A 14,124-nucleotide genomic window follows, 5' to 3' on the forward strand; every position below is an offset into this window, starting at 1 on the left:
CAAAAATGTAAACTTTTGAAAGGAATTATCATGAATAAATTATCTATTAGTAATTACACAAAACGAAATAAATTCACACGAATGTGTATAGGCGAGGCAATGGTTGCCCTTATGAAAGAAAAATCATATAGTAAAATAAAGATTTTAGATTTAGCTGTAAAAGCAGGCGTTTCAAGAATGACATTTTATAAATATTATCACACAAAAGACGAAGTTCTTAATGATTACCTTAACGAAATTATTTCCGGGTATATAGATATTTATGATACAAGTACTTCAAGTACATTTCCAAACTACGAAAATATATTAAATGCTCTAATATATTTCGACAAATATTCTAATTTTTTTGTTGCACTATGTAACGCCGGATTATATTCTCTATTAATCAACGCCACTAATGAATATATGGAAAATATAGTAGTTCCTAAATACGGAATTTCATTATACAAAGCCTACTATTTTGCCGGAGCCATTTTAAATACATTTATTAAATGGGAAGAAAATGGCAAAATAGAAAGCCCTGAAAAAATTGCTCATCAATTGTGTTAATTCACAACTAATAAGCAATTTATAAATTGCAATTTATTTATTATTCCGTTAAAATCCTCTCAACTTCTTAATTTCTCTTTAAAGCAATATTGTAATCGAGTAGGCTGGCTCCTACTCGATTGCAGCCAGCAGATATCTCAAAGCATAGCTTTTCGATGCTCTTACGCCTGACAAATGATATTTCGTGCAAGCACGATATCGCTTATCAGGCTTTTGCTACAAAAAAAAGATATTATTTAAAGGAAACTCTAAATAATATCTTTATAAATAACAGGGGCACTAGGAATCGAACCCAGCTCTGGAGTTTTGGAGACTCTTATTCTACCGATGAACTATGCCCCTATTGCGTTTAAGCACAAGTATATTTATACCATAACGCACCTAATATGTCAAATATTTTCTCCAGCTTCTTTTATGTTTTTTACGCCTACTAATTCAATTCCTTCAACGTCTTTTAAAGATTTCACTGATACTGCCGGAAGTATACAGCGTTTGAAGCCCAATTTTTTAGCTTCCATAACTCTCTGTTGTACATTTGATACTGCACGAACTTCTCCCGAAAGACCTACTTCTCCAAACACTAATGTTGCCGGATCTATTGCCCTGTTTTTGTAACTACTAATTAGTGCCATTACCAATGCTAAATCCATTGCCGGCTCATTTACTTTCATACCCCCAGCCACATTAACATAGGCATCGTAGTCGCCCATTTGTATACCCATTCTCTTTTCAATAACTGCCATAAGCAAATTAACTCTGTTATAATCCGTTCCAACTGCTGTTCTTCTTGGCATACCGAAAGCTGTATGATTAATCAATGCCTGCACTTCAACCAAAATAGGTCTTGTTCCTTCCATTAAACACGCAACCACTGAGCCTGACGCGTCAGTAGGGCGTCCCTCAAGCATAAATTCAGATGGATTTAAAACCTGTCTTAGTCCTTCCTCTCTCATTTCAAAAACACCAATTTCATTGGTTGAGCCGAATCTGTTTTTTACACCTCGCAAAATACGGTACGCAGCATGTCTGTCTCCTTCAAAATACAAAACCGTATCTACCATGTGCTCTAAAACTCTAGGTCCAGCCACTACACCTTCTTTTGTAACATGACCAACAATAAAAATCGGAATGGTCAGTCCTTTTGCTATTTGCATTAATGTGTTAGTGGATTCTCTTACCTGACTAACACTTCCCGGTGCTGAACTAATATCTTCCCTATAAATTGTCTGAATAGAGTCAATTACTACTGCATCAGGCTTTGTTTCCGTAACAACTGCTTCAATATTATCAAGACTTGTTTCTGATAATAAACTTAAATTATTGCTGAACTCTCCCATTCTGTTTGCCCGAAGCTTAATTTGCTTTAAAGATTCTTCTCCTGAAATATATAATATTTTCTTTCCTGAAGCTGACATGTTTCTACAAACCTGAAGAAGCAATGTTGATTTTCCAATACCAGGATCACCACCAACTAAAATTAAACCTCCCGGCACAACACCACCTCCGAGAACCCTGTCTAATTCACTAAAACCTGTGCTTATTCTTTCTTCATCATCTGCCTTAACTTCATTGATTGTTACAGGCATTGAACTTGTTACATTTCTTCTTATTGTTTTATTTTTAGGACCTTTGGGCTCTTCCACAAAAGTCCCCACCTCTTTACATCCAGGACACTGACCTAGCCATTTTGCTGATTCATATCCACATTCTTTACAAAAAAATACTGTCTTATCTGCTTTTGCCATTTACTTCCCCTTATTCTATTTTTGAATATTAAGAAAGGCCCTTACGGACCTTTACTTAATCATATATTTAATTACGCTGCAACGACCTTAACTGTTGTCATTACACCTTTCTGTAAGTCTACATCAAATGTAAGCTTTCCACCAATATCTGTCTTTGAAACTCCAAGATCTTTATCATTAACAAATACTTTGTATTCCTTGTTTGCTTCTAATTCTAAAGTAATCTGAGTCTGTCCCATTCCATCTACGAAGAAACTTACTTCATCAGCAGTCTCCTTAAATACGTTTACTGCTGTTCCCGGAAGTGATTCATATACGAATGTTCCGTTTCTTTCTAATTTGGTAATTTCATTCCATGTTTTTACCTTATACATATCTCCTGAAACTTCAAAATCTGACACCTTCTTCTTTGCATCTAATTCGTAATTTCCAAAGCTAATTGTTCCATTGCTTTCTTTCTTTATTAATTCCTTAATGATTGCCATTTCTTCCTCCTGTAATTATTCGCCGATGCGATTTATCTTAAAATCATTCTATCACACTTACCATATTTTTTCATTAGCTTTCTAGTGTAATAGTCTTGATTTTTTTTATTCAATTAGGGAATTTTAGTCCCTCCATTTTTTCTCTGATTTTTTCTCTGACTCTTTCTTAGATTCTTCCTTAGGCTCCTCTTTTACTTTGAATGCAACCTTATTGCTCTTATAGCCAACAGTTACTTTATCTCCTGCCTTCACTTTTTCGGCAAGTACCTCCTCAGCAAGCATATCCTCAACCTTATTCTGAATCATTCTTCTAAGTGGTCTTGCGCCAAACTTCTTGTCGTAACTTTCTTTTGCAAGATAAGTTTTAAGAGATGACGTGAAAGATAAAGCTATATCCATCTGTTCTTTAACCTGCTTTGCAAGATTTTTAAGCATTAATGATACAATACTCTTTACTTCGCTTTCACTTAATGTATGGAATACAATAATGTCATCAATTCTGTTTAAGAATTCAGGTCTGAACATTAGCTTAACTTCTTCCATAACATTTGCCTTCATCTTTTCGTAGTCGGCTTTTTCTGTATCACCCTGACTGAAGCCTAAATGCTTAGGATCTACTATTCTATTGGCACCGGCATTACTTGTCATTATGATAATTGTATTCTTAAAACTTACTTTTCTTCCTTTAGAATCCGTAATATGACCATCATCTAATACCTGTAAAAGTACATTAAATACATCCGGATGTGCCTTTTCTATTTCATCAAAAAGCACTACAGAATATGGGTTCTGTCTAACCTTATCGCTTAACTGACCGCCATCTTCAAATCCAACATATCCCGGTGGTGAGCCAATTAATTTTGACACACTATGTTTCTCCATGTATTCAGACATATCAACCCTGATAATTGAGTCTTCTGTTCCAAAAACTGCCTCTGCCAAAGTTTTAGACAATTCAGTTTTTCCAACACCTGTAGGCCCTAGGAAAAGGAATGAACCAATAGGTCTGTTAGGATTTTTAAGTCCTACTCTACCTCTTCTTACAGCCTTAGCAACTGCACTTACGGCTTCTTCCTGCCCTATCATTCTCTTGTGTAAAACTTTTTCCAAATCAAGAAGTCTCTTCTGCTCATTTTTCTCAAGTCTTGTTACCGGTATACCTGTCCACATTGCAACAACTTCCTCAATTGAGTTTTCTGTTATAATAGGGCGAAACTCTTCTTCTGTGCCTTCCCATTTTGCAATTGCCTTGTTTAACTTGTTCTGAGCCTTGTCCAGCTGCTTCTTTATTTCTGTTGCACTCTTAAAATCAGCATGTCTTACACACATTTCAAGTTCTAAGTTAAGTTCTGCAACATCAATTTCCTTATCTTTTACAGACTTTGGTTTTGGAACTTCCCTAATTCGCATTTTTGAACATGCTTCATCAATTAAATCTATTGCCTTATCAGGTAAATTTCTGTCGTTAATATATCTTGATGATAATTTTACCGCTGCCCTAATTGCCTCATCTGAGATTGTAACGTTATGAAAATCTTCATAAGCAGATTTTAGACCTTTTAGTATTTCCACGGCCTGTTCTTCAGTTGGTTCCTCAACTGTTACCGGCTGAAACCTTCTCTCTAAAGCTGCATCTTTTTCGAAATATTTTCTAAATTCAGAAATTGTAGTTGCCCCAATCACCTGCAAATTGCCCTTAGTTAATGAAGGTTTCAAAATATTTGACGCATCCATTGAGCCTTCTGCTCCACCGGCACCTACTATTGTATGAATTTCATCTATAAATAAAATTATGTTTCCTGAATTTTGTACTTCATCAATTATGTTTTTTAATCTTTCTTCAAACTCACCTCTGTATTTGGAACCAGCTACTGCTCCTGATAAATCAAGGCTGAAAATTCTTTTGCCAGCCATTGTTTTGGGAACTGTTCCTTCACAAATACGCCATGCAATGGCCTCAACAATTGCAGTCTTACCAACGCCAGGTTCACCAATTAAGCATGGGTTGTTCTTTGTTCTTCGGCTTAATATCTGGATAATTCTTCCTATTTCATTTTCACGTCCAACTACAGGATCAAGTTTGTTCGCCTTTGCCTCGGCTGTTAAATCCCTACCGTACTTTTCCAAAGTAGGTATGGGACTTGCCTGAGCTGCACTTCTGCCCCTCTTTGCAGGCTTAATGTAGTTTTTAACTTCGTTTGCATCTCTATTTGTCAAATTAAGAATATCCACACAAACTTTTTTTAAGTTAATGCCGAAGCTTGCTAATATGCAATGTGCTTCACAATCAGGATCAGCTAATATTGCCAAAAGAATATGTTCTGTTCCTATTTGTGGAATCCCCTGACTTGCAGCTTCCTCAGCAGCTCTGCCAAGTAATACGTGTGCTCTGTTTGAAGGCATTATATTTTTTGCTCTGGTTTTTGAACGTACCCTTGATTTTATTTCCATATCGTCTTCGATTGCGTTAATAATATCCTTGTACATTAAGTTGTAATTATATAAAATATTGGCAGCCACTCCATCTGTAACTTTTGCAATACCTGCCAAAATATGCTCTGTTCCAATGTAATCCATTCCCAAGTCAATTGCCACATCTTTTGCATATCCGATTGCTTCAATTGTCTGTCTGGTAAATCTACTACTTTCCATATGCATCCCTCCATATTAGTCTAGGATTTTAATATACTCTAAAAATGTGTACATTATTTTACAATTTTTTAAATAAAGGGCAATTCTCATGAAAGAATTGCCCTTTAATCTTACGTTAATCTAAATCGATAAATTCGAAATCATCATCATCGTCATCGTCATCAAAATCAATTTCTGAATCATCGTATGCATCGATTTCTTCTGATTCATTTACCTCTTCAGCACTGTTTTCTGCGCTATCATTAATCTGTTCTGCATCAGTAGTAATTGTATTATCATTTGGAAGTTCCTCTACAGGTTCATCAATTTTCTTCGCTACTTCGTTTGCTATCTCTGCTTCTAAAGCTTTTTCGATATCAACAAGTTCATCTGAATCAATGTCAACTTCCTTTAATTCTTCAACTTCTTCAGGAGCTTCTTTTACTTCTTCTTTTGAAGGTTCAGCAACTTTCTTTGCTTCTGCTTCCTCTTCTTCAATTGATACTCCTGAATCAATATCATCTTCGTCTTCTTCGTATTTTTTCTTTTTGTTTTCTTTTTTAGCTTTCTTTTCAGCCTTCTTCTGGGCTTTCTTTTCTTTCTTTGGATCTTTTAATTCATCCTCTGAATATGTCTTTTTAATCTTCTTTTCTTTTTTACTTATACCTAAATTAATAGATACAAAAATTAAAATAATGATTACTACTGCTAATCCGCATAAAACTTTAATTAAAACATTGTACTTATCAACTAACTGGTTGTACTGTTTCTGTAAATTATTATATGCCTTAGCCGCTGCCTCTGACTGCTGGTTTGCGTCTGATGATGTTAAATATCTCTGGAAACATTTTTCGTTATCATCGTAGCTGTATAAATTAGTATCACCATTCCAGTTCATTGCATACACAAGATACATACCTTCATCTTCATCAAGTACCCATGCTTTAACTTCCTGATCAATAATTGTAACTTTCTTTTTATCGTAAGCTTTTACAATTCCGTCTACCTTCTTAGGCTGTACAATTGTGTACATTCTGCTCTTTATTTTAATATTGCTCATTGGGTAGAACTTTTTCTGGCTCTTATCATAAATATAAAAACCTGATGTTTCATCACCCTTTAAATAAAAAGCTGTTAATTCCTTAACGTCTCCCTTAATGCAAGTATAACTGTTTCCATTATACTTTGCTGTACTCTTTGAAAATCCTTCAGGAATTTCTGACTTTTTAAATGATTCTGAAATAGTAAATGTATTCTTTCCAACCTTTACTGTAGAATCAGTTGCAGTTTTCTTTGAAGTTTTCTTTTTTTTACTGCTTGGTTCTTTATATGTTGCATCTTCTGCTTCTGTTAACTTCTTTGTGTTCAAAGTATATTTCTGAACAGCTCCTGTTGATGATGTAACATCAACTATTGTTAAGTTATCACCGGTATCCATTATAGTATTGATACCATCTTTTTCTACTGACCACTGTGATGTGCTGTCCTTTGCAGTTGCCTCGATCTTAATTGACTTTACTGTTGACTTAACTGTTAAGTTATATTCGTATGTAGTTGAATTAAAATCTAAAGGCACCTCTGTCTGATTTCCTGAATTGTCAATCGCATAAACCTTTAAATCTGACAAGTCAGTTGTTTCATCAGCGCTAACTGTAAAAATCATTGTAATCATCATAGCAGACATTGCCGCTATCATAATTAACAGGCTTTTTAACTTCTTCATTTTTATTTCCTTTCTTCTCCTGTATTTTATACAAGCTTTTTAATTATTATGCTTCATCAATTGCTTTACCAATATCATTACGCATATATTTATTTTCAAAATCAATAAGTTTTGTTGCTTCGTAAGCGTTTGCTCTTGCCTCTTTTAAGTCTTTACCTTTTGCTGTAACACCAAGAACTCGACCACCATTAGTTACTATTTTTCCATTATCTAATTTTGTTCCTGCATGGAAAACATAATAACCTTCCTTGTTTTCAAACTTCTCAAGACCTTTGATTTCAAATCCTTTTTCGTAAGAAACAGGGTAACCATCACTTGCAAGTACAACACAAACTGCTGCGTTATCTTCAAACTGTAAATCAATCTGATCTAATGTTCCATCAATACAAGCTTCAAATACATCAATAATGTCATTCTTCATTCTTGGAAGAACTACCTGTGCTTCAGGATCACCAAATCTTGCATTGTATTCTAATACTTTTGGTCCATCTTCTGTGAGCATTAAGCCAAAGAAAATAATTCCCTTGAATTCTCTTCCTTCTGACGCCATGGCATCAACTGTAGCCTGGTAAACATATTTCTTACAAAACTCGTCAACTTCTTCTGTATAGAATGGACTTGGTGAAAATGTTCCCATACCCCCTGTGTTAAGTCCCTGGTCGCCATCTTTTGCTCTCTTATGGTCCTGAGCTGATGTCATAATCTTAATTGCTTTTCCATCAACAAAAGAAAGAACTGAAACTTCACGACCTGTCATAAATTCTTCAATAACAATTGTGTTACCTGCATTACCGAATTTTTTGTCTAACATTAATTCCTTAACGCCATCCATTGCTTCTTCTTTTGTATTACAAATTAAAACACCTTTTCCAAGAGCTAATCCGTCAGCCTTTAAAACAATAGGATATTTTGAAGTTTCAAGATACTTCATTGCTTCTTCTGGTGTATCAAAATTTTCATAAGCTGCTGTAGGAATATTATATTTCTTCATTAAGTCCTTTGAAAATGCTTTTGAACCTTCTAATATAGCTGCATTTTCTCTTGGACCAAACACTCTAAGTCCTGCTTCTTCAAACTTATCAACAATTCCTCCAACTAAAGGATCGTCCATACCAACAACTGTTAAATCTATTTCATTATTTTTTGCAAATTCTACTAATTTGTCAAATTCCATTGCACCGATGTTTACACATTCTGCGATTTGTCCTATGCCGGCATTTCCCGGTGCACAATATATTTTGTCCACCTTTGAACTTTTGGCTACTGCTGTTGCAATGGCATGTTCTCTTCCGCCGCTTCCTACAATAAGAACTTTCATTTAAAACTCCTCTCTTTTTGTTTCCCATACGTTTTACAAAAAGCGTATCACGAAAGCACGCTCCCGCTGCTTCCGAAATATATTTTTTGATAAATGTAAACCTAAAAGTGTACTATATTTGTGTTTACAATAAATTGTTTGCAATTGCGTTGATGGCTTGTGGAAGTATTTTCCACTCTGCCTGTTCCATTACACGTTTCTGCAAAATTTCAGGTGTATCGTCAGGTAAAACTTCTACTGCCTTCTGATAAATTATTGGGCCAGTGTCTGTTCCTTCATCTACGAAATGAACTGTAGCTCCTGTAACTTTTACTCCGCGTTCTAATGCTTTTTCATGTACATGTAATCCATAGAAACCATTTCCACAGAAAGATGGTATAAGTGATGGGTGTACATTTATAATTTTATTTCTATATTTTGCTATTAATTCCGGTGGTAATACTACTAAGAATCCGGCTAACACAATTAAGTCTAAATTGTATGAATCAATTTTTTCAATTAATGCTTTGTTGAATTCTTCTCTTGTTTCGTAATCTTTTACACAAACACATTCTGCTGCAATGTTGTTTTCTTTTGCTCTTGTTAATGCGTATGCGTCTTTTTTGTTACTTATAACAACTTCTAATGATGCATTAGTTATTGTCTTGTTTTTTACGGCATCAATAATTGCCTGTAAATTAGTTCCACCACCTGAAACTAAAACTCCTACTCTAATCATAATAACCTCTTTTGATTAAATGCTGTTTGTTTCAATTATGTGTCAATTACAACTATCTCAAGCTAATTCAAAACTAATCTGAAATTAATTTAAAGCTCGACTAAAGTTAATTTTAACTTATTTTAAACTAATTCTACGCCCTTTTCGCCTTCAACAACTTCACCTACTACGAAGCACTTTTCTCCTGCTTTTGTGATGGCTTCCATTGTCTTATCTACGTCAGCTTCATCAACAGCTAATAACATACCAATCCCCATGTTATATGTGTTGTACATCATTTCTTCTGCAATATCACCAGTCTTCTGAAGTAATTTAAAGATTGGTGGAATTTCATAAGAATCTTTCTTAACTACTGCCTTAACATTTTCAGGAAGCATTCTTGGAATGTTTTCATAGAAGCCACCACCTGTAATATGGCTGCAACCATGAATCTTAACACCTGCGTCCTTAATTGAGTTAAGGGCTTTTACATATATAATTGTTGGAGCAAGTAAAGCTTCTCCTAAAGTTGTTCCTAATTCATCATAGTATTTGTTAAGTGACTCTTCTGTCATGTCAAATACTTTTCTTACTAATGAGAATCCGTTACTATGTACACCTGATGAAGCAATTCCAATAAGTTTGTCTCCAGGCTTAATGTCTTCTCCTGTAACTAAATCCTTCTTATCTACAACACCTACTGCAAATCCTGCTAAATCATAATCATCTTCAGGCATAAGTCCCGGATGTTCTGCTGTTTCTCCACCGATTAAAGCACATCCTGACTGTTTACAACCTTCAGCAACACCTTTTACAATCTCAGCAATCTTTTCAGGATAGTTTTTACCACATGCAATGTAGTCTAAGAAGAATAATGGTTCTCCACCACCACAAACTATATCGTTTACGCACATAGCTACACAATCAATACCGATTGTATCATGTTTATCTAAAACAAAAGCAAGCTTAATCTTTGTTCCTACGCCGTCTGTTCCTGATACTAAAATTGGTTCTTCCATATTCTTAAAAGCACTCATGTCAAATGCACCGGCAAAACCACCAATACCACCTAAAACTTCAGGTCTTACTGTTTCTTTAATAGAACCTTTAATTAATTCTACTGACTTGTAACCTGCTTCAATATCTACGCCTGCCTTCTTGTAATCCATTTTCTTACTTCCTCCTAAATGTTGATTTAAAATAATAATGTTGTTTAAATAATATTCTTGTTTCAATAATATTCTCTAAGCAATTATGACTTAATGGCTCCAACGCCTTAATCTCTTAATTTATCTCAGAAAATATTACAAGGTTATATAATGCCTTAGTATGCTTTATATCCTACTTCTTTTAATTTAGCGTCTTTTGCTACTACTTCAGATTTCATTTCATCTGCGTAATTTTTTATTTTTTCTAAAAGAGCATCATCTGATGTTGCTAAAATCTGTGCTGCTAAAATACCTGCGTTCTGACCACCGTTAATTGCAACTGTTGCAACAGGTACACCTGATGGCATCTGAACTATTGAATATAAAGAATCAACTCCACCTAAATCTGATGTTTTCATTGGAATTCCAATTACAGGCATTTTAAATAATGCTGCACACATACCAGGTAAATGAGCTGCTTTTCCAGCTCCTGCGATAATAACTTTGATTCCTCTTTCTTCAGCACCCTTTGCCCATTCAAAGAAAATATCAGGTTCTCTATGAGCTGAAATAATTGTCATCTCATATTCAATACCAAATTTTTCCAACATGTCTGCTGCCTTGCTCATGATAGGCATGTCTGAATCACTACCCATTACAATACCAACTTTTGCCATTTTGCTCTCCTTTTTCTCATAAACTTTGTATAGTTAAATTTATAGTTAAATGCTTGTTATCTAATAAACAACAAGCAAAAATCATCTTTTATTTTATCATAAAACCACTATTTCGAAAAGATAATATAATGTTTATTACAAGATATTTTCTTTATTTTTGTATACATTTTCGTTTAAATGTATTGTTTTCTTTATTTAATTTGTTTTCCCTATTAATTTGTTTTCTTTATTTTTAAATTTTATTTAAGTGGTTCATTTAACAATTCGCAACCTGCTAAAACAAATCTGCCATCTCTTATTATGTCAATTTCTTCTCCGTCTCTAGTTACAGCAACAATTTCTCCTAACTCATCATAAGGAATTGTTATATCTGTATGGCAACTGAAATATGCCTTGTCAATATCTGTTTTTCTAAGGGCTGAAACTTCGTTTTCTTTTGCAATAATTTCTTTTCCATTAGGATTGTGAAGTTCCACATCTTCCTCGAAAGAATAGCATGTATCACCTACTGCAAAATGAGGGCCCATTTTTTCAACAATTAATATTGGAAGTTTGTACACTACATCAAACTTATTTGCAATTGCATAAGCTGTAGTATTCGTTCCAATGGCAAACTCTCCAATAGGAAGTGTTTCGTGGTTGTACATTACATTCTCTTTAATGTACTTTTTGTTTTCCTCTTCTGTCTGGAAATTTTTGCAGGCATAGTCTGCAATCATTCCATCTTCAAATTTTATTTCTAAATCTTTATATTTCAATTCACCTAAATAAACTTCACTTACATGTAATATACCATTTGTTCCCTTTAGAACAGGTGATGTAAATACTTCACCTAAAGGAATGTTTACGTCGGCAAGACAATTTTCAAAATTAGTTTCTTTTTCAGGATTGTTAAGTTCATGTAGTTTTACATTAATATAGGTTCTGTTATCTCCTTTGCCCACAACCCTTACATAATCTGCTTTGTCTAATTCATCAATTATTTTATTCTGAATTATTTCGTATTTCTCTGAATCAAGTGTATTAATCTTCACTGTTGCATCAAACATTTCCTTAAAGTTGTGGCCAAACTCAGGGATTGGAAAAGCAATAATTGTAAAACTTCTCTGGTCTCCCGGAATATGTTCCTGCACGATTCTCTGGTATTCATTAATATAGCCTGCACTTAATTTCTGCTGTTCCTTTGTTAACTTGTAAGCTTCTTTTTTGCTTTCAGGCTCAAATGGATTTTCACCAAATATTTCTATAACAGCCGGGCCTGCCATCTTTAGTGCCAAATCTTTTCTGTTTTCAAAAGCCTGTTTTGCCACTTCTAACTTGCGCTTAACAAAAGCCTTATCAAGATATAATGCCTCATCAAACTTATGGTCAAACCAATACTGTTTATTGCACATTGTGCTTCCATATCCTAATGGATAAATTATTGGTTTAAGCCCCATTTTTTCAAAATCTAATATTGCTGATTTAATAATCCTCTCAAAACCAATATTATATCTAATATCTACGGTATCCTTAATTGACAAATCTTTCCCTGCAATAACGAAGCCTTTTCTATAGCCTTCTGTGTAAACATGCGCCAAACTATCAATCTCACTTTGGCTCAAGCTGTTAAGATACTGTGCCATTCCAATTTCATTTGCACCAATATGCTCTCCATACATGTACAAATATCTAATGTCATTTAAATCACTGTTCATTACAATATCAACTGCAAAAGTTCTTTTCGGATTAACTCTCCAGTCAACCATGTCATCAACAAAAATTTCTGTATTATCTTTTTCAAATGAATACACAGCCTCTTCTATGCTTCGATATTCTAACTCTTCAGAATTTTCAAAATAATAGAATAGCTCTATAAATAACTCAATTCTTAAAGTTACAATTTCAATTTCCTGTCTATACACATTGCCAATTAAATCTCTGATTTTTTTGTAAACATAGCATAGAATTCTGCCGTATTCTTCTCCCAGTTCTTCACAGGCAAACTTTGGATTAGCCAAAGATGTTTCATAATTTTCTTTATAAATGTCTTCATAAAGTTCGTAATTTAATTGTTCTAATTGCTCTGTGGTATATTCCTTTAATCTGCCACTTTCAATTTCATCTTTTACAGAATTTAATTTCAAAATAAATTTAGCAACCTTACTAAAATATTCCTGATATTTTTCATTGCTAATATTTTCTGTTGAAATTTCTTTTATTCTTTCAATTGCAATCTCATAACGCTCTCTAACTATATCCATTTCATTCCTCTTTGCTTAGTTTTATTTTTTAATAAGTTGAATTATACATAGATTAAATAAAGTCCTAAAATAAAAATCCATATTACGGCATTTCCTATTGTACCTATGTATGTATATCTTAAAAATCTGTTTTCTTCACTAAAACTCTTTAAACCTACTGCGAACCCCCAGGCTGAAACAATGAGAGAAACAAAAACCATAAGTCCTACGTAAACACCTGCCTTGCCTTTTAACGCTATTGATATTGCCACTGCAAGCACAATTATTAAAAGACTAATAAGGCCCATAACTGTAGACTTCTTGCCACCTTTTGTATATTTTCTAAGTGGTATATGTTTCTCTGGTTTGTCCCCTTTTTCATCTAATTTTATTTTTTTCTTTTTATCCCAAAATTTTATACTCATATCTTTACTTCTTATAAGCCGGCTTTTATCTAAGTAAAAACAAGCTTATATATGTTTCCTTAATTTAGTAAATTTCAAGAAGATATATCCTAATAAACCTCCTATAGTATTAAGAAATATATCATCAACATCAAATGCTCCTACTTTTGTAACTAACTGTGCTGTTTCTATTCCTATACTAAAAAGCATTGCTAAAAATGTAACACTTAAAAAATTTTTAAATACACTTCTTTTTGATACCATTGGAAGTAAAAATCCAAATGGCATAAAACATACAACATTTCCTAAAAGATTAATTATTGTTATATTCCATCCATAAGTATGACGCATATTCCAAAAACGTGTAATCTCTTTAAATAATGTGAGATTATATCGGTACTGATCACTAACCATGGTTCTGTCTAGCGTTTCAGAAAAAAACATAAAATAAAGCGCCAATATCATGTATGCCACAAAAAATATTCTTCCAAAAATGCGAACTTTTCTAGTTGCCTTTGTCACTTT

12 protein-coding genes and 1 tRNA gene are annotated in these 14,124 nt (G+C 33.8%); 1 reads left to right on the forward strand and 12 read right to left on the reverse strand.

Annotated elements, in window-relative coordinates; translation table 11 throughout:
• Positions 1 to 30 precede the first annotated feature (30 nt).
• Positions 31 to 549, forward strand: a complete 519-nt coding sequence (locus DWZ69_RS02950; RefSeq protein WP_117998599.1) for a TetR/AcrR family transcriptional regulator — start codon at positions 31 to 33, stop codon at positions 547 to 549.
• 271 nt (positions 550 to 820) lie between these two features.
• Here the strand turns inward: DWZ69_RS02950 and DWZ69_RS02955 are convergent.
• The 12 genes from DWZ69_RS02955 to DWZ69_RS03010 form a co-directional block, all read right to left on the reverse strand.
• Positions 821 to 891, reverse strand: a tRNA-Trp gene (locus DWZ69_RS02955).
• Between the two features lie 47 nt (positions 892 to 938).
• Positions 939 to 2,294 (reverse strand): DNA repair protein RadA, encoded by a 1,356-nt coding sequence (radA, locus tag DWZ69_RS02960; protein ID WP_118436085.1) that lies wholly within the window; start codon positions 2,292 to 2,294, stop codon positions 939 to 941.
• Between the two features lie 71 nt (positions 2,295 to 2,365).
• Entirely contained in the window at positions 2,366 to 2,779 is a 414-nt protein-coding gene (locus DWZ69_RS02965; RefSeq protein WP_022165531.1) for a hypothetical protein, read from the reverse strand.
• A 123-nt stretch (positions 2,780 to 2,902) separates the two neighbouring features.
• Positions 2,903 to 5,431 (reverse strand): ATP-dependent Clp protease ATP-binding subunit, encoded by a 2,529-nt coding sequence (locus DWZ69_RS02970; protein ID WP_117998601.1) that lies wholly within the window; start codon positions 5,429 to 5,431, stop codon positions 2,903 to 2,905.
• Positions 5,432 to 5,546: 115 nt separating this feature from the next.
• Entirely contained in the window at positions 5,547 to 7,133 is a 1,587-nt protein-coding gene (locus tag DWZ69_RS02975; RefSeq protein WP_118436087.1) for a cadherin-like beta sandwich domain-containing protein, read from the reverse strand.
• A gap of 46 nt (positions 7,134 to 7,179) precedes the next feature.
• Entirely contained in the window at positions 7,180 to 8,451 is a 1,272-nt protein-coding gene (gene purD / locus DWZ69_RS02980; RefSeq protein ID WP_118436089.1) for a phosphoribosylamine--glycine ligase, read from the reverse strand.
• A gap of 124 nt (positions 8,452 to 8,575) precedes the next feature.
• A complete protein-coding gene (gene purN, locus DWZ69_RS02985) occupies positions 8,576 to 9,169 on the reverse strand; it encodes a phosphoribosylglycinamide formyltransferase (protein WP_118436091.1) in 594 nt (197 codons plus the stop codon).
• A gap of 122 nt (positions 9,170 to 9,291) precedes the next feature.
• Positions 9,292 to 10,317, reverse strand: a complete 1,026-nt coding sequence (gene purM, locus DWZ69_RS02990; protein WP_117998605.1) for a phosphoribosylformylglycinamidine cyclo-ligase — start codon at positions 10,315 to 10,317, stop codon at positions 9,292 to 9,294.
• 155 nt (positions 10,318 to 10,472) lie between these two features.
• A complete protein-coding gene (purE, locus tag DWZ69_RS02995) occupies positions 10,473 to 10,973 on the reverse strand; it encodes a 5-(carboxyamino)imidazole ribonucleotide mutase (protein ID WP_022165537.1) in 501 nt (166 codons plus the stop codon).
• A gap of 239 nt (positions 10,974 to 11,212) precedes the next feature.
• Entirely contained in the window at positions 11,213 to 13,216 is a 2,004-nt protein-coding gene (locus tag DWZ69_RS03000) for an aminopeptidase (RefSeq protein WP_199640860.1), read from the reverse strand.
• 41 nt (positions 13,217 to 13,257) lie between these two features.
• On the reverse strand, positions 13,258 to 13,620 hold the full coding sequence (locus tag DWZ69_RS03005) for a hypothetical protein (RefSeq protein ID WP_118436093.1): 363 nt from the start codon (positions 13,618 to 13,620) through the stop codon (positions 13,258 to 13,260).
• 45 nt (positions 13,621 to 13,665) lie between these two features.
• The gene (locus tag DWZ69_RS03010) at positions 13,666 to 14,121 is read right to left on the reverse strand and encodes a VanZ family protein (protein ID WP_118436095.1); all 456 of its coding nucleotides are present in this window, start codon (positions 14,119 to 14,121) and stop codon (positions 13,666 to 13,668) included.
• Between the last annotated feature and the right edge of the window lie 3 nt (positions 14,122 to 14,124).

It is taken from the genome of Eubacterium sp. AF34-35BH, from assembly GCF_003477765.1.
Lineage (GTDB): Bacteria > Bacillota > Clostridia > Lachnospirales > Lachnospiraceae > Eubacterium_G.